This is a genomic window from Citrobacter sp. C6_1 (genome assembly GCF_014596835.2).
In the GTDB taxonomy this organism is placed as follows: Bacteria; Pseudomonadota; Gammaproteobacteria; order Enterobacterales; family Enterobacteriaceae; genus Citrobacter; species Citrobacter pasteurii.
The window spans coordinates 821,098-839,602 of the sequence record NZ_CP115031.1; the positions used below are offsets into that span (position 1 = coordinate 821,098).

Sequence of the window (18,505 nt, forward strand, 5' to 3'; positions counted from 1 at the left end):
ATTGTTCATGCTGAAAAGATGCCTATGGCTTAGCGCACTCATCGCTGGCTGGTTGATGATTACCGCGTGCAGCAGTGCGCACAATACGACGCCTCGCTATGTTCCTCCTGATGAGAGAACGCCGCTGACGGCAGATCACCCGTGGCCGAAAAATAGTTTTTTGGTTCTGGGCTATCACGATGTAGAAGATGATGCAGCCGATCAGCGCTACCTCTCTGTGCGAACCAGCGCGCTGAGCGATCAAATAGCCTGGCTCCGTGATAATGGCTATAACCCGATCAGCGTTCAGCAAATTCTGGATGCTCATGACGGTAAAATCGTGTTGCCGGAAAAAGCGGTGCTGCTCACCTTTGATGATGGATATAGCAGTTTCTATACCCGTGTCTGGCCGCTGCTGAAAGCCTACAACTGGCCAGCCCTTTGGGCACCTGTTGGAAGTTGGGTGGATGCCCCTGCGGACAAAAAAGTCGATTTTGGTGGCCTGATGACGGCGCGCGACAAATTCGCCACCTGGAAGATGGTCGAGGAAATGGGCAAATCGCCGTTGGTGGAAATCGGCGCGCATACCTGGAACTCGCACTTCGGTGCTGAGGCGAACCCGCAAGGAAGTAAAGAACCTGCTGTGGCAAACCGTCTTTACGATAAGAAAACCGGCAATTACGAAACGGACGAGCAATACTATCGCCGTATTAATACCGATATCTCTTTGATCACCAATAAAATTAAAGCGGTAACGGGGAAATCGCCACGTGCGTGGGTCTGGCCTTACGGTGCCGCCAGCGGTACAACCTTAAATCTGGCCAAAGAGCAAGGTTATAAGATGGCGTTTACGCTCAATGAAGGGCTGGCGAATGCGGCATTCCTTGATGATATCCCGCGTGTACTGATTTCTGATAACCCATCGCTCAAGCGTTTTGCCAGTCAGGTTGCTCAGGTGCGTGAGCCGCAGACGATGCGCGTGATGCATGTCGATCTGGATTACGTCTATGACAAAGACCCCGCCCAGCAAAAGAGAAACATCGATAAGCTGATTCAGCGTGTCTATGACATGCGTATCTCTCATGTCTTCCTGCAGGCGTATGCCGATCCGCAGGGCGACGGGAATATTCGCGAGGTCTATTTCCCTAACCGCTGGCTGCCGATGCGCGCCGATCTGTTTAACTATATCTCCTGGCAGTTACAAACCCGTGCAGGGGTTACCGTGTACGCCTGGATGCCGGTGCTGGCTTTCGATCTGGACGCCTCAATTCCGCGTGTAACGGCATGGGATCCGAAAACCGGACGTACCGCGATCAACCGCGAGAACTATGTCCGTCTTTCACCCTGGAGCAGTGAAGCGCGTCAGCGCATTACCGAGATCTACGAAGACCTGGCGAAGCACGCCAGCTTCAAAGGCATCTTGTTCCATGACGATGCCTTCCTGACGGATTTTGAAGATGCGTCGCCGGAGGCGTTAGCCGCCTACCGTGCCGCAGGACTTCCGGGAAGCATTGAGCAAATCCGTAATAACCCTCAGGCGTTTGAGCGCTGGACTCGCCTGAAAAGTAAGATGTTGATCGACTTCACTAAGCAGTTGACGCAATCGGTACGCAATATTCGCGGTCCGCAGGTACAAACCGCCCGTAATATCTATGCTATGCCGGTACTGGAACCTGAAAGTGAAGCCTGGTTTGCGCAAAACCTGAATGATTTCCTGAATACCTATGACTGGACAGCCCCCATGGCGATGCCATTCATGGAGAAAATTCCGGCCAATGATGCTAATGCCTGGCTTGATCGACTGGTGAATGCTGTCGCACAGACGCCCGGCGCGCTGGATAAAACCGTGTTTGAACTGCAGGCACGCGACTGGCGTAAATCCGGGGAACAGGCCGAAATCAGCGGTAAACAACTCGCCGAATGGATGCGTCAGCTTAAGTTAAGCGGCGCAGGCAACTACGGCTATTACCCGGATGATTTCATCAGCGATAAACCTGAGATGTCAGAGATTCGTTCGACGTTCTCCTCATACTGGTACCCGCAAAAATGACCGATCGCATAATTGCTTTCCTGATACTTTGCCTGATGTTCAGCCTGCCGTTTGGCGTGGCTGTTGTCTTCACGGGTGAAGTGATGTTGAACTTTGTCTTCTTCTGGCCCTTGTTCATGTCTGCATTGTGGATAAGCGGCGGGGTCTATTTCTGGTTTTACCGTGAGCGTCACTGGAAATGGGGAGATGAAACGCCGCCGCCAACTCTGGAGGGAAATCCGCTGGTCTCGATTTTGATCCCGTGTTTTAACGAAGGGATCAACGCGCGCGAGACGATCGAGGCTGCATTGGCTCAGCGATATAAGAATATTGAAGTTATTGCCATCAATGATGGTTCGACAGATGACACGCACGATGTTCTGGAACAGCTGGCAACAGAGTACCCAAGCCTGCGAGTGATTCACTTAGCGGAAAACCAGGGGAAAGCCTTGGCTCTTAAAACCGGTGCAGCTGCAGCGCGCAGTGATTACCTGGTCTGCATCGATGGGGATGCGTTACTGGATCGTGATGCTGTCGCCTATATTGTGGCCCCATTGATCCAGTTCCCGCGCGTTGGTGCGGTGACCGGTAACCCGCGTATTCGTACCCGCTCGACGTTAATTGGCCGTGTACAGGTCGGCGAGTTCTCGTCGATTATCGGCTTGATCAAGCGAACTCAGCGAGTCTACGGGCAGATATTTACCGTTTCAGGTGTTGTTGCCGCGTTTCGTCGCCGGGCGTTGGCTGAAGTTGGCTACTGGAGCCCGGACATGATCACCGAAGATATCGACATCAGTTGGAAGCTGCAATTGCGCCACTGGTCGGTATTCTTTGAGCCGCGTGCCCTGTGCTGGATCCTGATGCCTGAAACATTGAAAGGACTGTGGAAACAGCGCCTGCGCTGGGCACAAGGTGGTGCGGAGGTGTTTATCGTTAACATGCGCCGCCTGTGGTCGTGGGAATTCCGCCGTATGTGGCCACTGTTCCTTGAGTTCTGTTTCTCTACCGCCTGGGCATTTGCGTATGCGGTTAGTATCGTGCTGTTCCTGTTAGGGCTGCTATTCCCGATGCCAGACACGCTGTATGTTCAGCATCTGTTCCCGCCAGCCTTCACTGGGCTTATCCTCGGCGTAGTCTGCTTGTTGCAGTTCGCGGTGAGCCTGATGATTGAACGGCGCTATGAAAAAGGGATTGGGGCCTCATTGTTCTGGATCATCTGGTTCCCGGTGGTGTACTGGATGCTGAGTCTGTTCACCACGCTGGTGGCGTTCCCCAAAGTGATGCTCAAACGCAAACGCGGCAGGGCACGCTGGGTCAGTCCTGATCGTGGTATCGGGAGGATTGAATCATGAACCAACCGCTGATTTTTACCGAACGGCGTCTGCTGCCGCGGGTGATCGACGTCGTGTTGACGCTTGTTGCCTGGATTGGGTTCTTATACCTGATTTATAAAGGGTTGATCGTCGCACTGGCGCATTCACCGCATATGGGGGTTCGCCCCTTTTTCACGACCCTGGATACGGTGACGTTTTACATTCTTATTGCCCTGGTCAATGGTCTGGTGCTTATTGGTTGGGCTAAGTACAACCAGTTTCGTTTCCGGGTGGAACGCCGCAGTCGCAGACCGGGTCTGGAAGATCATGAGCTGGCGGAAAGTTTACGCATTACCCGCGAGCTGGTGACAGAGCTGAACAAGGCGAGGGTGCTGACGGTTCACCATCATGAAAGTGGTGAGATCAGTCATATCGATGTGGACAGGGATATCGCCGATAACCGTCTGCCGCCACCGACGCCTGCGATGCTGGAGTATTTGCCACCAGAGCAGCAGCCGTCGTGGCAGAGACGGTCTGAGTGATATTTCTGCTTTCAGCGGCTTCCTTCAGCCTCGCATCGGTCTATGATTAGACCCAGACAATAAAAAAATGTTAGGCAATGTCGTGGATAAGGAACTACTGGATGCAGGTTACCGGGCCTATACCGGCGAGAAGATTGATGTCTATTTCAACACGGGGATGTGCCAACATTCAGGCAATTGCGTACGAGGAAGCGCAAAACTTTTCAACCTGAAGCGTAAACCGTGGATCATCCCGGATGAAGTCGATGTTGCGACGGTTATCAGGGTTATTGATACCTGTCCGAGTGGTGCACTGAAGTATCGCCAGAAATAAGTGAGGGAACCATGGAAATTCTTGCAGGCCACAACAAATTTTATGTTAACGATGCTGAAGGCAGGCAGGTCGCCGAGATTGTTTTTGTGCCGACGGGCGAGCATCTGAGCATCATTGAGCATACTGATGTCGACCCTAGTCTGAAAGGTCAGGGCGTGGGTAAGCTGCTGGTGGCGAAGGTGGTGGAGAAAATGCGCGCCGAAAACCGCAAAGTGATCCCGCTGTGTCCGTTTGCCCGGCATGAGTTTGATAAAACTCGCGAGTACGACGATATTCGCGCCTGAAGACTGATTTTCGCCGGATAGTCTTATCCGGCACATCACTGCCGATGCAGCAGATCCTGATAAATCCCCGTCAGTACCCCTTGTGGGCCAAACTCTTTTTTAATCCACTGCGTTACGCGACCGGTTGCCGCGTGCTGGGTTGCCAACAGCATGCGTGAATCCTGACGAGGGTTATGGATCTGTCGCGTGACCAGCAGCGACTTTTCCATGGCCTCGCGCACCATATAGTCCGGCAGAAAACCGATGCCTTCACCCAGAATCTGGCACTGACACTTGGTATTAAAATCAGGAACCAGAATCGACTCCTGCCCGTGCAGCAACCAGCCGACCTTCTTGTTGATGGTGTGCGCGGTGTCCTCCACCATAATGTTCGGGTACAGACGCAACTGACTTTCTGAAATCGGCTCAGGCATAAACGCCAGTGGGTGATCCGGTGCGATAGCGAACGACCAGCGGATCGCACCGATTTCGGTGTAATCAATCCCGCCGCCGTCCAGCAGGGTATCGGGCGCGCCAATAGCGATGTTGGCGAGGTTGTTGATGATCGAATCCCAGACGCCGTTATACACCTCGGTGGTGACGGTTATCTGGCAGGTCGGAAACTGCTTTTTGAGTACCTGTAACAGCCGTGCAGTATGCTGTGGGGTATACAACAACTGGTTAATGCAAATGCGTACCCTGGCTTCAATACCCTGGGCGATGGTATCGATGCTGCGCTTGATGGCGTGGAAGTCATTCAGCAGGTCGGTTGCTTTGCGAAAGAAGTAGCGACCGGACTCGGTGAGCTCAATGCTGCGGGTACTGCGAGTAAACAGTACCACATCGAGCCCCATCTCCATGCGTTTGATGGTGTAGCTGATGGCCGACGTTGTTAAGCCAAGCTCCTCTGCGGCCTTGCTGAAACTGCTATAGCGCGCTGCCATCGTAAAGGCCAGCAGGTTTTCCTCGGTAAAAATTGAATTCATCCGTTCTCCCCTCAGGCCATGCTGCGATGCCCACGATACGATGATTGTTGAATGTATTTGTAATCCTTATCGAGAGCAATCAGTTTTGAACAGAATTTAACACTAGAGTTACATTTGATTTGAAGGCAATCACACTTCTGTATTTTAGTTGCGACCCACTATCCGTGCTGCATACCGCCTGATTTCCCCAGGCTCTGATTCATCGCTAAAACGGCTTCCGTCATAAGGGAAAGATTGCACTACAGCACGTTTTACCCTCATTATTAAATTTGATTCAACAATCGACACGCTTACGATGAATGAAATTTAAGCGGATGTTATTCTCTAAACTCTGTTGCTATTCTCAGGTTATCGGAAATATGAAGAGTCTAAAAAACTGCAGGAGAGTGATTATGTCAGAGAAAGAACTTATTACTGAATTTCTGCTGGCGGCAGAACAGGGTAACGCCGAAGGATTAAAATCCTGTCTGGAAAAAAATGTGGATATTAATGCCACCAACCGCCAGGGCCGTACTGCCATTATTATTGCCAGCCTGAATAAACATTATGACTGCGTTTCTTTATTGATTGCTGCCGGTGCTGATATTAATAAACAAGATCAAACCTGTTTTAATCCATTTCTGATTAGCTGCCTGACAAATGATTTAACACTGCTGCGCACGGTATTACCGGCTAACCCGGATCTTGAGCGCCTGAGTCGTTTTGGCGGTGTCGGCATTACGCCTGCCAGTGAGAAAGGTCATGTAGAGATCGTGCGCGAGCTGCTGCTGCGTACCGATATTAACGTCAACCACACCAATTTCGTTGGCTGGACGCCGCTGCTGGAAGCTATCGTACTTAACGACGGTGGCGCGAAGCAGCAGGAGATCGTCAAGCTGTTGCTCGACCATGGCGCGAACCCGCACATGACGGATAAATACGGTAAAACCCCGCTAGAGCTGGCGAGGGAAAAGGGGTATCACGAAATCGCCGAGCTGCTGATTGCCGCCGGAGCCTGACAGAGGAGCGCCGCTATCGCCACGCCATCACGGCGATGCGTTCGGGCGCTAACCGCTGACGGCGCGTTTCTTTCATTCCGGGGTACCGGGCGAGTCGAACAGGTTTTTTCCCGCGCGGTGAATCTGTTCATACCCGAGCAGCAGCGATTATTGACGTTACTGAGTGAAGGCTGTGATAACGCGCCCAATAGCTGTCGGCTGGCGCTGACGCATTGTGAAGACCTGTTTCATCCCGGTGAGCCGGTCAGTTTTACCGAATCAGGGATTGTCGTTGGTAAGGATAAGTGGATAGAGACTTCCGGGTGCCTGCCGTGGCGAATGCCACAGTGGACGCCAGATGCAACAGCGTTTGCGGCTATTCGGTGGCATCGCTGGGAAGAGTGTCTCCGCCAACAGCTTAAAAACGACGACACCTTATTTCTGTACCAGGGTGACAACCCGTTTTATCAGGAAATCACCCGTGAACTACTCCAGCGTCGCCAGACATTAATGACGGCGCTGAACACAGGAGAAAATATCTCTGCTGCCGTCAGCCGTTTAATTGGCCTGGGTATTGGGCTGACGCCATCATCCGATGATTATTTAGTGGGTCTAAGTACCATCTTATTTATTCCAGGACACCCGCTGGGAAAATATCGGGGAGAGTTTTTCGCCGCCTTGCAGCGTGACGGAAATAATACGACATTGCTCAGTAAAATTACGCTGGAGGAGGCTTTTCATCAGCGCTATCGGGAAAGTGTCGCACGACTGCTGAACCATATTATTAATGAGCAACAACCCGTTTCTACGCAATATATAACTGATATTAAAAATATCGGCTCAAGTTCTGGCTGCGACATGCTATACGGCATGGCGGATGCCTGCGCCCTGAGCCACAGGTCCGGAGGGAATTATGTCGATCAGGATAGTTGTTAAAAAGAATACGTATTTTGATTCTGTCTCACTGATGTCTATTTCAACACGCGCAAATAAGCTCGATGGTGTGGAGCAGGCGTTCGTGGCAATGGCGACAGAAATGAACAAGGGCGTGCTGAAGAATCTTGGCTTGCTCACGCCTGAGCTGGAAGACGCGAAGAGTGGCGATCTGATGATTGTCATTAAAGGCGCGAGTGAAGCGGCGAACGAGCAGACGCTGGTAGCGATTGAGGATCTGTTCACGCATAAAGAGCAGGGCGGCCAGCATGAAGCGCGCTACGCCACGCTTGCCAGTGCTAAAAAGCACGTACCTGACAGTAACCTGGCGGTTATCTCGGTTAACGGTCTGTTTGCCGCACGTGAGGCACGTCAGGCACTGCAAAATAACCTCAATGTGATGCTGTTCTCGGACAACGTTTCTCTTGAGGACGAACTGGCGCTTAAGCAGCTGGCACACGAAAAAGGACTGTTGATGATGGGGCCAGACTGCGGGACCGCCATTATTAACGGCGCGGCGCTGTGTTTTGGTAATGCAGTACGTCGCGGCAACATTGGTATTGTGGGGGCATCCGGTACCGGTAGCCAGGAACTGAGCGTGCGTATTCATGAGTTTGGCGGCGGTGTTTCCCAACTGATCGGCACGGGTGGACGCGATCTAAGCGAGAAAATTGGTGGTCTGATGATGCTTGACGCGATTGGCATGTTGGAAGCCGATCCACAAACCGAGATCATTGCGCTTATCTCCAAACCGCCTGCGCCAGCGGTGGCTCGCAAGGTGCTGGAACGCGCGCGCGCTTGCCATAAGCCTGTTGTGGTGTGTTTCCTTGGACGTGAAGCTGCGCCTGCGGATGAAAAAGGCCTGCAGTTTGCACGCGGTACTAAAGAGGCGGCGTTGAAAGCAGTGCTGCTGACCGGCGTGAAAAAAGAGAGCCTGGATCTGCATCCGCTCAACTGGCCGCTGATTGAAGAGGTTCGCGCCCGTCTGACGCCACAGCAAAAGTACATTCGTGGGCTGTTCTGCGGCGGCACACTGTGCGATGAAGCGATGTTTACCGCGATGGAAAAACATGCCGAAGTGTACAGCAACATCCATCCGGATCCGGCGTTCCGCCTGCAGGATCTTAACCGCAGCGTCGCGCATACCTTCCTCGATTTCGGTGATGATGATTTCACCAACGGTAAACCGCACCCGATGATCGATCCCACCAACCGCATTAGTCGTCTGTTGCAGGAGGCGCGCGATCCTGAAGTCGGCGTGATCGTGATGGATTTCGTCCTCGGCTTTGGATCGCATGAAGATCCGGTCGGCGTGATGCTCGACGCGATCGTTGAAGCCAAAGCGATCGCCGCTGCAGAGGGGCGTCCGCTGGAGATCCTCGGCTATGTGCTGGGAACCGATCAGGATACGCCGTCGCTGGAAAAACAGTGCCAGATGCTGACCGATGCCGGGGTTATCTGGGCGAGCAGTAGCACCAACACCGGATTGCTGGCGCGTGAATTTATCTGTAAAGGGGAGGAAGCCTGATGAGCCAGACGCTGTTTAACCAGCCGCTGAATGTGATTAACGTTGGCATTGCGATGTTCAGCGATGACCTGAAAAAGCAAAACGTACCTGTGACCCAACTCGACTGGACGCCGCCGGGCCAGGGCAACATGCAGGTGGTTGCTGCACTGGATCAGATTGCCGATTCTCCGCTGGCAGACAAAATTACTGCCGCTAATCAGCTGGCGCTGGAACGCATTATCCAGTCGCATCCGGTGCTGATTGGCTATGACCAGGCAATCAATGTCGTGCCGGGGATGACCCGCAACACCATCCTGCATGCCGGGCCGCCGATCCGCTGGGAAAACATGTGCGGCGCAATGAAGGGCGCAGTCACCGGTGCGTTGGTGTTTGAAGGGCTGGCGAAAGATCTGGATGCAGCCGCAGAACTGGCGGCTTCTGGCGAAATCATCTTCTCTCCGTGCCACGAGCATGACTGCGTTGGCTCGATGGCGGGTGTGACGTCAGCATCCATGTTTATGCACGTCGTTGAGAACAAAACCTACGGCAACCGCGCATATACCAATATGAGCGAGCAGATGGCGAAGATCCTGCGCATGGGGGCGAACGATCAAAGCGTTATCGATCGTCTGAACTGGATGCGTGATGTGATGGGCCCAATGCTGCGCGATGCCATGAAGCTGGCGGGAGAAATCGACTTGCGCCTGATGCTGGCGCAGGCGCTGCACATGGGGGATGAGTGTCATAACCGCAACAATGCCGGGACTGCGCTACTGATTCAGGCGCTGACGCCGTGGATCATTCAGACCGGTTATCCGGTTGAGCAACAGCGGGAAGTGTTTGAATTCGTCCTCAGCAGCGATTACTTCTCCGGGCCGACCTGGATGGCGATGTGTAAAGCGGCGATGGACGCCGCCCACGGTATCGAATACAGCACCGTGGTGACGACGATGGCGCGTAACGGCGTTGAGTTTGGTCTGCGCATCAGCGGCTTACCGGGTCAGTGGTTTACCGGTCCGGCGCAACAGGTGATAGGTCCGATGTTTGCGGGCTATAAGCCGGAAGATTCCGGTCGTGACATCGGCGATAGCGCGATTACCGAAACCTACGGCATTGGCGGTTTCGCCATGGCGACGGCACCAGCTATCGTGGCGCTGGTGGGGGGAACAGTTGAAGAAGCGGTCGATTTCTCTCGCCAGATGCGTGAAATCACCCTCGGTGAAAACCCCAACGTCACCATTCCACTGCTGGGTTTTATGGGCGTACCGACCGCGATAGATATTACGCGCGTGTGCAGCACCGGTATTCTGCCGGTGATTAACACCGCAATTGCGCATAAAGACGCGGGGATCGGCATGATCGGCGCCGGAATAGTCCACCCGCCATTCGCCTGTTTTGAAAAGGCGATCCTCAACTGGCGCGACCGCTACTGCCAATAACAACAATCGGGGCTAACTGCGTTAGCCCCACGGTAGCGAAGCGAAAAACGTTGCTTACCTGCAGGGCTGGGCGATCCCTGAGATCGCAAACGATGCTTAACCTGTGAAGGATATTCCATGAACAGCATAAAACTAGAATGGAAACGTGGTGACTGGGCGGCTTACTTCGGGCTGATGACCAACAACCTGACTAACCTGCTGACAATGATGGGGCTGCTCATTTTTGTTGTCGGCATCCCGACTGAAATAGTTTACGGCCGCATTGCGCCAGCCTTTGGTCTGGCGGTGCTGGTGGCCAGCGTCTGCTATGCCTGGTTTGGCTTGCAGATGGCAAAACACACCGGCCGTAATGATGTGACGGCGTTGCCGTCCGGGCCCAGCGCACCGTCAATCTTTACCGTGACGTTCCTGGTGCTGATGCCGGTTTATCAGCAAACCAAAGATGCCAACTTCGCCATCCAGATAGCACTGGTATGGTGCTTTGTGGAAGCGTTGATCCTGGTGGGCGGCTCCTTCCTGGGCGAGACCATCCGCAAGATGATTCCACGTACGGTACTGCTTTCTTGTCTGTCCGGCCTGGGACTGTTGCTGCTGGCGATGAACCCCATGCTGCAGGCGTTTGAAGCGCCGACCGTTTCTTTCATCGTCCTGTTGCTGATTTTCATCAACTGGTTCGGTAAGAAGCCGATTTTTGCTCGCATTCCTACCGGTTTGCTGTTGCTGATTGCCGGTACGGCCCTGGCGTGGATCTCCGGTTTACAAAGCCCGGAAGCCATTAAAGCGTCGATGTCTTCCTTTGGCTTCAACCCGCCGGAAATTCATGTCGACAGCTTCCTGCAAGGATTACCGCATGCGTTGCCGTATCTGGCTTCTGCAGTTCCGCTGGGTCTGGCGAACTATATTTTTGACCTTGAGAACATTGAAAGTGCGCACGCGGCGGGGGATGAGTACAACACCCGTAAGGTGATGATGGCGAACGGTTTTGCCTCCATGCTTGGCTGCATGCTGGGCAACCCGTTCCCGGTGACCGTGTATGTTGGGCATGCGGGCTGGAAAGCAATGGGCGCCAGCATCGGTTATACCCTGGCATCTGGTATCACCATGTTCCTGGTACCGCTGTTTGGCCTGGGCGCATTTATGCTCGCCATTATTCCGATGACCGCGATCGTGCCGATTCTGGTGTTTATCGGCGTGGTGACCGCTAACCAGGTGGTACGAGAAACGCCCAAAGTCGAGGTTCCCGTTATCTTCATCTGCTTGTTCCCGTGGATTGCCAACTGGGCATTGACCATCGTTAACAGCGTGATGGGGGCCGCCGGAACATCTGCGGGGAAACTGGGGAGCGATCTGCTGCACAGCAAAGGTGTCTATTACGACGGACTGGTGCATCTGGGAAGCGGTGCGCCGCTGGCCAGTATGCTGTGGGGCTGCGTCGCTATCTTCGCCATCATGAACAAGCCGTTACGTGGGGCGATTGCCGCTGCCTTCGGTGCACTGCTGTCGCTGTTTGGTGTGATTCACTCCCCGGCAGTCGGCTTTGCTGAGGGCAGCTCGATGATGTTTGTTGTGGCCTACCTGATGATGAGCGGCATGTTTGTCCTCAAGCATGTTCTTGATAGCCGTGAAGCGGTGACTGCGCCTGAGCAGGAACCGACGAAAACGACCTGAATCGCCTGTAAGCGGAAGATAACACTATGAAAGAACTTGTGGTCGTTGCCATTGGCGGCAACAGCATTATCAAAGATAACGCCAGCCAGTCGATTGAGCACCAGGCTGAAGCGGTAAAAGCGGTGGCGGACACGGTGCTGGAGATGTTGGCATCGGACTACAACATTGTGCTGACACACGGTAACGGACCGCAGGTGGGGCTGGATCTCCGGCGTGCTGAAATCGCGCACGAACGTGAAGGTTTGCCGCTCACTCCGCTGGCAAACTGCGTCGCTGATACTCAGGGCGGTATTGGCTACCTGATCCAACAGGCGCTGAATAACCGCCTGGCGCGACGCGGTGAGCAGAAGGCGGTGACGGTGGTCACGCAGGTAGAGGTCGATAAGAACGATCCAGGGTTTGCGAATCCAACCAAGCCGATTGGCGCCTTCTTTAGCGCAGCGCAGCGCGATGAGCTGCTGCGGGTCAATCCGGGCTGGCATTTTGTGGAAGATTCCGGACGCGGCTACCGCCGGGTTGTGGCCTCCCCTGAACCAAAACGTATTGTTGAAGCAGAGGCGATCAAAACGCTGACTCAGCAAGGTTTTGTGGTGATTGGCGCGGGCGGCGGTGGGATCCCGGTTGTACGTAGCGAGCACGGGGATTATCACAGCGTGGATGCGGTGATTGATAAAGATCTCTCCACTGCGCTGCTGGCGCAGGAGATCCGCGCTGACATTCTGGTGATCACTACTGGCGTAGAGAAAGTGTGTATTCACTTCGGTAAGCCCAACCAGCAGGCGCTGGATACTGTGGATATTGCGACAATGACCCGCTACATGCAGGAAGGTCACTTCCCGCCGGGCAGCATGCTACCCAAAATTATCGCCAGCCTGACGTTCCTGGCACGTGGCGGTAAGCGGGTGATCATCACTACGCCGGAATGCCTGCCCGCCGCACTGCGCGGTGAAACGGGTACCCACATTGTCCATTCCTGAGAGGAGATGCGAATGAAGGAAAGTAACAGCCGCCGCGAGTTTTTAAGTCAGAGCGGAAAAATGGTCACTGCTGCTGCGCTGTTTGGCGCAGTGGCTCCGGTCACGTATGCTGCTAATCCTGTCGGGAACACCTGCGGGTCGAAGAGCACGATGACGATTAACGATAAACACTACTACCTCGATAACGTTCTGCTGGAAGCGGGATTTGATTACGAAAATGCCGTGGTGGTACATACCCGTACTGCACTGCAAACCGTTGAAATTCAGGATGGGAAGATTGTTGCGCTACGCGAGAATAAGCAGCATCCGGATGCGACGCTGCCGCACTACGATGCGGGTGGAAAGCTGATGTTGCCCGCCATGCGCGACATGCACATCCATCTGGATAAAACCTTTTACGGTGGCCCCTGGCGTTCTCTGAACCGTCCGGCGGGCACCACCATTCAGGATATGATCCGCCTGGAACAAAAGCTGCTACCCGAGCTGCAGCCTTATACTCAGGAGCGGGCGGAAAAGCTTATCGATCTGCTGCAATCAAAAGGGACATCGATTGCCCGCAGCCACTGCAATATTGAGCCAGTTTCCGGGCTGAAAAACCTGGAAAACCTGCAGGCGGTACTGGCGCGTCGTCAGCCGGGTTTTGCCTGCGAAATCGTGGCGTTTCCACAACATGGCCTGTTGTTATCGAAGTCTGAACCGCTGATGCGTGAAGCGATGCAGGCGGGGGCGCATTACGTCGGCGGCCTGGACCCAACCAGTGTGGACGGGGCGATGGAGAAATCCCTCGACACCATGTTCCAGATTGCGCTGGATTACAACAAAGGCGTGGATATTCATCTGCATGAAACCAGTCCGGCGGGCGTGGCGGCGGTGAATTACATGGTGGAGACGGTAGAGAAAACCCCGCAGTTGAAGGGAAAACTGACCATCAGCCACGCGTTTGCGCTGTCTACGCTGAACGAACAGCAGGTGGATGAACTCGCAACCCGCATGGCGGCGCAGCAAATTACCATTGCTTCGACGGTGCCGATTGGCACGATGCACATGCCGCTGAAACAGCTGCGCGATAAAGGCGTGGAGGTGATTACCGGCACCGACAGCGTAATTGACCACTGGTCGCCGTATGGCCTGGGAGACATGCTGGAGAAGGCGAATCTGTACGCGCAGCTCTATATTCGCCCTAATGAGCTTAACCTGTCGCGAGCGCTGTTCCTCGCCACTGGCGATGTGCTGCCGCTCAACGATAAAGGCGAACGTGTGTGGCCGAAAGCACAGGATGACGCGAGTTTTGTGCTGGTCGATGCGTCCTGCTCTGCGGAAGCGGTCGCGAGGATTTCCCCTCGCACCGCGACCTTCCATAAAGGCCAACTGGTGTGGGGGAATGTCGCAAGCTAGTTTGGTTTTCCGCGCAGCGGCAATTGCTGCTGCGCGCTGTTACCGTTAACCGGCGATCCCCAGATAGCCGTGAATCCCCATATATATGCCGACCATGCCGATGAGTGCACTGGAAAAATAGGGTGCTTTACGCGCCAGCGTGTTAAATCCGCTCCAGCGTTTTGCCGCCTGCTGTACGCTGATAGCCGCGCCAACCCCTACCGTTACCAGCGTTATCGCCAGTCCGAGGCTAAAGCACAGCACCATCGTTGCCCCCAGCGTAAAGGCTTTGAGCTGGATACAAATCAGTAAGACGGTAATAGCCGCAGGACACGGGATCAGACCACCGGTCAGACCAAACAGCAAAATTTGCCCGTTGGTGACCTCTTTGCCCGCAAAGCGGCGCTGGATATCGTTGGCATGTGCGCGTTCGTGCGCGTCCTGATACTCTTTCGAACCCTCGCTCAGCCCTGCCAACGCGGCATGGTTATGATCGTGGTCGTGGTGGTGGTCATGTTCGTGATGGTGGTGGTGATCGTGGTTATGATCGTGATCATGATGATGGTCGTGATGTGTCTGAGTCAGCCAGTTCTGCTCGCCTTGCCATGTCCGCCAGAACATCCAGAATGCAGTGCCTAAAATAATGATCGCCGAGACAAACTGTAGCCAGGGTTCGACGGCCTGGGCCGTGAACGCTTTACTGATATACATTCCGCCAAGTGCAATCAGCCATACTATGGCCGTATGCGACAGGGTAGCCGCCAGCCCCAGCATCACCGCCTGCTTGATAGTCCCCTTTATGGCAATAATAAACGCCGCCATCATTGTCTTCGAATGCCCCGGTTCCAGGCCGTGTAACACCCCCAATAAAATTGCACTGGGAATGAAGAACCAGGCGTTGCCTTGCTGAAGAAGCGTAGAAAATTCACCCATGAGAATGATTCTTAGTTGTCTAATTTTGCCTGATTCTACTCCCCCCCAGTATCAAATACTACCCCCCAGTAGAATGTCGATGGTATTGTCGCTACGGATTTACGTTAATTAAGGTAATGCTATGTCACATACGATCCGCGACAAACAAAAGCTGAAAGCCCGTGCCAGTAAGATTCAGGGCCAGGTAGTGGCGTTGAAAACCATGCTGGATGAACCGCATGAATGCGCGGCTGTATTGCAGCAAATTGCGGCGATCCGCGGTGCGGTAAACGGATTAATGCGTGAGGTGATTAAAGGCCATCTGACCGAGCATATTGTGCATCAGGGCGATGAAATAAAGCGTGAAGAGGATTTGGACGTTGTCCTGAAGGTATTGGATTCTTACATCAAGTAAGGCGGAGTGCGGCTCATCCACGCGCTGATGAATGAGCCGTTGATAACGTCATTTAGCCAAAAAACATCACGGATACGCACAACAGACCGACAATCAACGTTATCAGGTTACCCACTGAACGGTACGGCTTCAGCGCCGGGATCAGATAGGTCGATAACGTCGGCATGATAAACAGAATCATGGCAATCAGCGGCCCACTGATCGCGTAAATCATTGAAATGGCATTAGGGTTAATGCAGCAGATGATAAACGTGATGCTTGAGACCAACATAATGGACAGGGCGCGGTTAAAGGCCCGGCTTTTCTTCACACCCACCTGATGCAGCGACGTTTTTACGACTTCTGTCGCCCCTTCAATCACGCCAAAGTAGGTGCCGAGGAACGATTTTGACATCGCCACGACGGCAACAATAATCCCGGAGATTGACAGCCAGGCCGGCGCGTTTGGCATCATCGACAGTGCTGACAGGATGGTCACGCCTTCATTCTTTGCATCCTCGATATAGTTTGTCGGAATCGAAAGCAGACAGCTAAAGACGAAAAACAGTACGCTCAGACAGATGATGACGTAGGCGACCTTCATGATTTTTTTGCATTTACCCATGGCCTGCTCGCCGTATTTCTCACGTCTGTCGATGGCAAACGTGGAGATAATGGGCGTATGGCTAAAAGCGAAAACCATCACGGGGATAGAGATCCATACCTGATGTAACGTGTGCTGATCGAAAGACATCTGGCCGGTGAGTAGCGTCGGCTGCCAGCTTCCGGTCAGGTACAGCGAAAGGAATAAAAAATACGCGATGAGCGGGAACACCAGAAAGCCCATCACCCGGATGGTGGCTTGTCGACCCATCAGAAAAATTAAATTCAGTACCAGCACCACGCCCAGACTGACCAGCATACGCACGCGAAGATCTATCGCGATATGTTTTGCCAGCTGCTCGGTGAGTGAATTGGTTATCGCCACGGCGTAGATCAGCACCACCACAAAGAAAGCAACAAAATAGAGGGTGGTAATCAGGCTACCTATCTTTTTGCCGTAATAGTGGGTGACCGCGCCGGTGATCCCTTCACCTGCAGAGGTTTTTGATGACAGGATAAACTGGCACAGCGCCTTGTGCGGCCAGTAGGTTAAAGGCCAGGCGACGAGTGCGGTGATAAACAGCACCACCGCGCCTGCAGAACCCAGCTGTATGGGAAGGAAGAGGGTTCCTGCGCCGACGGCAGTCCCATATAGTGCGAAGCTCCAGAGAGTCTCTTCTTTTGACCAAAATTTCGACATTATTTGAACGTATCAACTATAAAATAAACAAAAAGAAGCGCAATTTACCACAAATGAGAGGGGCTGGGGGAAGTGTGAACAAGTGGGCTGGTGAATGGATGAATAGCCGGAATTGAGAAAATTCCGACTATTGTTTGAATTATCAGGCAGTAACGCGCTGCTGACGACGCTTCATTACGCGCTCGCGCAATGTGTCATACGCCCAGTTATAGAACATGGTGTACGGCAGGAAGAAGAGGAAGAAACCTATTTCCAACGTGAATGCCTGAAGCAGGCTGACGTTCAGCACATACGCCACGATGCTTACCCCGATGACGATAAAACCACTCTCGAAACCTAAGGCGTGGAATGCGCGGACTTTTGCCGTACGTTTCACCAGATGTGACGGCCATAAGCGGTCAAACAGGGCGTTATAAATGATATTCCAGATCATCGCCGTGGTAGCGAGAATAATAGTCAGTCCGCCCATTTCCAGCACCGAGCGCTGCATTAACCATGCGGTGGTTGGTGCGAGGATCGCGGTGGCAATGCCTTCAAAGCAGACGGCATGAAAAATGCGCTCCATTAACGAGCGACGTTGGACTGTATCGTGTTGCATAACCTAAACCTTCTTTGATGCCTGGATAACGGAATGGTGGCAATTTTATCGTTTTATGTGATATCTAAAAGATAGTATCCATCGATAAAGTAGATAGTTCATGCGTTACTCTCCTGAAGCGTTGACGGCATTTGTAGAGACCGTCTCCTGCGGCTCATTTTCGGCTGCGGCCCGGCGACTGCGCAAAAGCCAGTCCACCATCAGTACGGCCATTGCGCATCTGGAAGCCGACCTTGGTTTTGCGCTGTTTGACCGTTCATCACGCCAGCCAACGCTGACCGAAGAAGGTAAGCGGGTGCTGGGTTATGTGCAGGCGATTCTGTCGGCGAGCGATCGTCTGGACGAAGCGGCGATTTCGCTGTCGGGTGAAACGGAAGCGCGTCTGACCTTCGTGTTGTCAGATACGCTGCATCCGGATGTGCTGGAAGAACTGATGGTGCAGTTTGACCGCAAGTTTCCCCATACCGAGTTTGAATGTCTGATTGGTGAAGACGAGGACGTGATCGATCTGCTGCAAAAAGGACGTGCTCAGGTGGGGTTGATCGAAGCGCGGCAGGATTACCCGACCGACATGGGCGTCACGCGTCTGCCGATGCAAACCTGGATGGGATTATATGTCGCGGCTTCGCATCCGCTGGCGGGCCAGGAAAAACTGCAGTGGGAACAGCTCCACACCTGGCGCGAGCTGCGTCTGAATACCTATCTGGAAAGCCGCACCAACGTGGCGCGCGGCCCCGTATGGTCTGCTCCCAACTATTTGTTACTGCTGAGTATGGCGGTTCAGGGATTCGGCTGGTGCGCGCTGCCTTGCGCGCTGGTAGAAGAATTTGCGGCAGAAAAGCCGCTGGTTCCATTGACGCTGCCCGGTTGGCCAAAGGCTATCTCTATCGATCTGTTGTGGAATAAGAAATCCCCGCCTGGCGTGGCGGGAAGTTGGCTGCGCGACCATTTACAGCAGAGTGGCGTTCAGATGACCAATAAATGATACGAATTTCCTT

Annotated in this window: 18 protein-coding genes; 14 read left to right on the plus strand and 4 right to left on the minus strand. The window is 53.6% G+C overall.

The genetic code is table 11. The features are described 5' to 3' along the window. The first annotated feature begins 7 nt into the window (after positions 1-7). The 5 genes from pgaB (at position 8) to IB196_RS04115 (ending at position 4,460) form a co-directional block, all read left to right on the plus strand. The gene (gene pgaB / locus IB196_RS04095; protein WP_040232143.1) at positions 8-2,029 is read left to right on the plus strand and encodes a poly-beta-1,6-N-acetyl-D-glucosamine N-deacetylase PgaB; all 2,022 of its coding nucleotides are present in this window, start codon (positions 8-10) and stop codon (positions 2,027-2,029) included. Then, the gene (gene pgaC, locus IB196_RS04100) at positions 2,026-3,360 is read left to right on the plus strand and encodes a poly-beta-1,6-N-acetyl-D-glucosamine synthase (RefSeq protein WP_040232145.1); all 1,335 of its coding nucleotides are present in this window, start codon (positions 2,026-2,028) and stop codon (positions 3,358-3,360) included. The genes pgaB and pgaC overlap by 4 nt, the downstream gene beginning before the upstream one ends. After that, positions 3,357-3,863: a poly-beta-1,6-N-acetyl-D-glucosamine biosynthesis protein PgaD gene (gene pgaD, locus IB196_RS04105; RefSeq protein WP_005123367.1), complete on the plus strand. Its 507-nt coding sequence runs from the start codon at positions 3,357-3,359 to the stop codon at positions 3,861-3,863. Before pgaC ends, pgaD begins: the two co-directional genes overlap by 4 nt. An 82-nt stretch (positions 3,864-3,945) precedes the next feature. Further along, positions 3,946-4,176, plus strand: coding sequence for a 4Fe-4S mono-cluster protein YjdI (yjdI, locus tag IB196_RS04110; RefSeq protein WP_005123368.1), 231 nt, complete (start codon positions 3,946-3,948; stop codon positions 4,174-4,176). 11 nt (positions 4,177-4,187) lie between these two features. Further along, positions 4,188-4,460, plus strand: a complete 273-nt coding sequence (locus IB196_RS04115) for a GNAT family N-acetyltransferase (RefSeq protein WP_005123370.1) — start codon at positions 4,188-4,190, stop codon at positions 4,458-4,460. 35 nt (positions 4,461-4,495) lie between these two features. On the opposite strand, the gene IB196_RS04120 is transcribed toward IB196_RS04115, so the two are convergent. Further along, a complete protein-coding gene (locus IB196_RS04120; RefSeq protein ID WP_005123372.1) occupies positions 4,496-5,425 on the minus strand; it encodes a LysR substrate-binding domain-containing protein in 930 nt (309 codons plus the stop codon). A 392-nt stretch (positions 5,426-5,817) separates the two neighbouring features. On the opposite strand from IB196_RS04120, the gene IB196_RS04125 reads away from it, so the two are divergent. The 7 genes from IB196_RS04125 (at position 5,818) to IB196_RS04155 (ending at position 14,321) form a co-directional block, all read left to right on the plus strand. Further along, complete coding sequence (locus IB196_RS04125; protein ID WP_005123373.1) at positions 5,818-6,423, plus strand: ankyrin repeat domain-containing protein; 606 nt, start codon at positions 5,818-5,820, stop codon at positions 6,421-6,423. 117 nt (positions 6,424-6,540) lie between these two features. Beyond that, positions 6,541-7,338: a DUF2877 domain-containing protein gene (locus IB196_RS04130; RefSeq protein WP_188231918.1), complete on the plus strand. Its 798-nt coding sequence runs from the start codon at positions 6,541-6,543 to the stop codon at positions 7,336-7,338. After that, positions 7,316-8,863: an acyl-CoA synthetase FdrA gene (fdrA, locus tag IB196_RS04135; protein WP_188231919.1), complete on the plus strand. Its 1,548-nt coding sequence runs from the start codon at positions 7,316-7,318 to the stop codon at positions 8,861-8,863. The genes IB196_RS04130 and fdrA overlap by 23 nt, the downstream gene beginning before the upstream one ends. Then, entirely contained in the window at positions 8,863-10,281 is a 1,419-nt protein-coding gene (locus IB196_RS04140) for a DUF1116 domain-containing protein (protein WP_188231920.1), read from the plus strand. The genes fdrA and IB196_RS04140 overlap by 1 nt, the downstream gene beginning before the upstream one ends. 117 nt (positions 10,282-10,398) lie before the next feature. After that, on the plus strand, positions 10,399-11,949 hold the full coding sequence (locus tag IB196_RS04145) for a hypothetical protein (RefSeq protein WP_003825560.1): 1,551 nt from the start codon (positions 10,399-10,401) through the stop codon (positions 11,947-11,949). Positions 11,950-11,975: 26 nt separating this feature from the next. Then, complete coding sequence (locus tag IB196_RS04150) at positions 11,976-12,926, plus strand: carbamate kinase family protein (RefSeq protein ID WP_005123380.1); 951 nt, start codon at positions 11,976-11,978, stop codon at positions 12,924-12,926. Between the two features lie 12 nt (positions 12,927-12,938). Beyond that, complete coding sequence (locus IB196_RS04155; protein ID WP_188231921.1) at positions 12,939-14,321, plus strand: amidohydrolase family protein; 1,383 nt, start codon at positions 12,939-12,941, stop codon at positions 14,319-14,321. Between the two features lie 45 nt (positions 14,322-14,366). On the opposite strand, the gene IB196_RS04160 is transcribed toward IB196_RS04155, so the two are convergent. Further along, positions 14,367-15,233, minus strand: a complete 867-nt coding sequence (locus IB196_RS04160) for a nickel/cobalt efflux protein RcnA (RefSeq protein ID WP_005123383.1) — start codon at positions 15,231-15,233, stop codon at positions 14,367-14,369. A 121-nt stretch (positions 15,234-15,354) separates the two neighbouring features. On the opposite strand from IB196_RS04160, the gene rcnR reads away from it, so the two are divergent. Then, positions 15,355-15,627 carry a Ni(II)/Co(II)-binding transcriptional repressor RcnR gene (gene rcnR, locus IB196_RS04165; RefSeq protein ID WP_005123385.1) on the plus strand — a complete coding sequence of 91 codons (273 nt, stop codon included), beginning with the start codon at positions 15,355-15,357 and terminating at the stop codon, positions 15,625-15,627. Positions 15,628-15,679: 52 nt separating this feature from the next. Here rcnR and IB196_RS04170 read toward each other — a convergent pair whose 3' ends face one another. Next, on the minus strand, positions 15,680-16,909 hold the full coding sequence (locus tag IB196_RS04170; protein WP_040232157.1) for an amino acid permease: 1,230 nt from the start codon (positions 16,907-16,909) through the stop codon (positions 15,680-15,682). A 142-nt stretch (positions 16,910-17,051) separates the two neighbouring features. Beyond that, entirely contained in the window at positions 17,052-17,507 is a 456-nt protein-coding gene (locus IB196_RS04175; protein ID WP_040232158.1) for a multidrug/biocide efflux PACE transporter, read from the minus strand. A 100-nt stretch (positions 17,508-17,607) separates the two neighbouring features. Here IB196_RS04175 and IB196_RS04180 point away from each other — a divergent pair, with 100 nt between their 5' ends. Continuing rightward, positions 17,608-18,492: a LysR family transcriptional regulator gene (locus tag IB196_RS04180; RefSeq protein WP_005123388.1), complete on the plus strand. Its 885-nt coding sequence runs from the start codon at positions 17,608-17,610 to the stop codon at positions 18,490-18,492. The last annotated feature ends 13 nt before the right edge of the window (positions 18,493-18,505 follow it).

Bases quoted from the DNA above. Each gene is read 5' to 3' on its own strand.
- IB196_RS04150 (WP_005123380.1), top strand. From the start codon at position 11,976: ATGAAAGAACTTGTGGTCGTTGCCATTGGCGGCAACAGCATTATCAAA.
- rcnR (WP_005123385.1), top strand. From the start codon at position 15,355: ATGTCACATACGATCCGCGACAAACAAAAGCTGAAAGCCCGTGCCAGT.
- IB196_RS04120 (WP_005123372.1), bottom strand. From the start codon at position 5,425: ATGAATTCAATTTTTACCGAGGAAAACCTGCTGGCCTTTACGATGGCA.
- pgaD (WP_005123367.1), top strand. From the start codon at position 3,357: ATGAACCAACCGCTGATTTTTACCGAACGGCGTCTGCTGCCGCGGGTG.
- pgaB (WP_040232143.1), top strand. From the start codon at position 8: ATGCTGAAAAGATGCCTATGGCTTAGCGCACTCATCGCTGGCTGGTTG.
- IB196_RS04115 (WP_005123370.1), top strand. From the start codon at position 4,188: ATGGAAATTCTTGCAGGCCACAACAAATTTTATGTTAACGATGCTGAA.
- IB196_RS04180 (WP_005123388.1), top strand. From the start codon at position 17,608: ATGCGTTACTCTCCTGAAGCGTTGACGGCATTTGTAGAGACCGTCTCC.
- IB196_RS04160 (WP_005123383.1), bottom strand. From the start codon at position 15,233: ATGGGTGAATTTTCTACGCTTCTTCAGCAAGGCAACGCCTGGTTCTTC.
- IB196_RS04125 (WP_005123373.1), top strand. From the start codon at position 5,818: ATGTCAGAGAAAGAACTTATTACTGAATTTCTGCTGGCGGCAGAACAG.
- IB196_RS04140 (WP_188231920.1), top strand. From the start codon at position 8,863: ATGAGCCAGACGCTGTTTAACCAGCCGCTGAATGTGATTAACGTTGGC.
- fdrA (WP_188231919.1), top strand. From the start codon at position 7,316: ATGTCGATCAGGATAGTTGTTAAAAAGAATACGTATTTTGATTCTGTC.
- IB196_RS04170 (WP_040232157.1), bottom strand. From the start codon at position 16,909: ATGTCGAAATTTTGGTCAAAAGAAGAGACTCTCTGGAGCTTCGCACTA.
- pgaC (WP_040232145.1), top strand. From the start codon at position 2,026: ATGACCGATCGCATAATTGCTTTCCTGATACTTTGCCTGATGTTCAGC.
- IB196_RS04145 (WP_003825560.1), top strand. From the start codon at position 10,399: ATGAACAGCATAAAACTAGAATGGAAACGTGGTGACTGGGCGGCTTAC.
- IB196_RS04155 (WP_188231921.1), top strand. From the start codon at position 12,939: ATGAAGGAAAGTAACAGCCGCCGCGAGTTTTTAAGTCAGAGCGGAAAA.
- IB196_RS04175 (WP_040232158.1), bottom strand. From the start codon at position 17,507: ATGCAACACGATACAGTCCAACGTCGCTCGTTAATGGAGCGCATTTTT.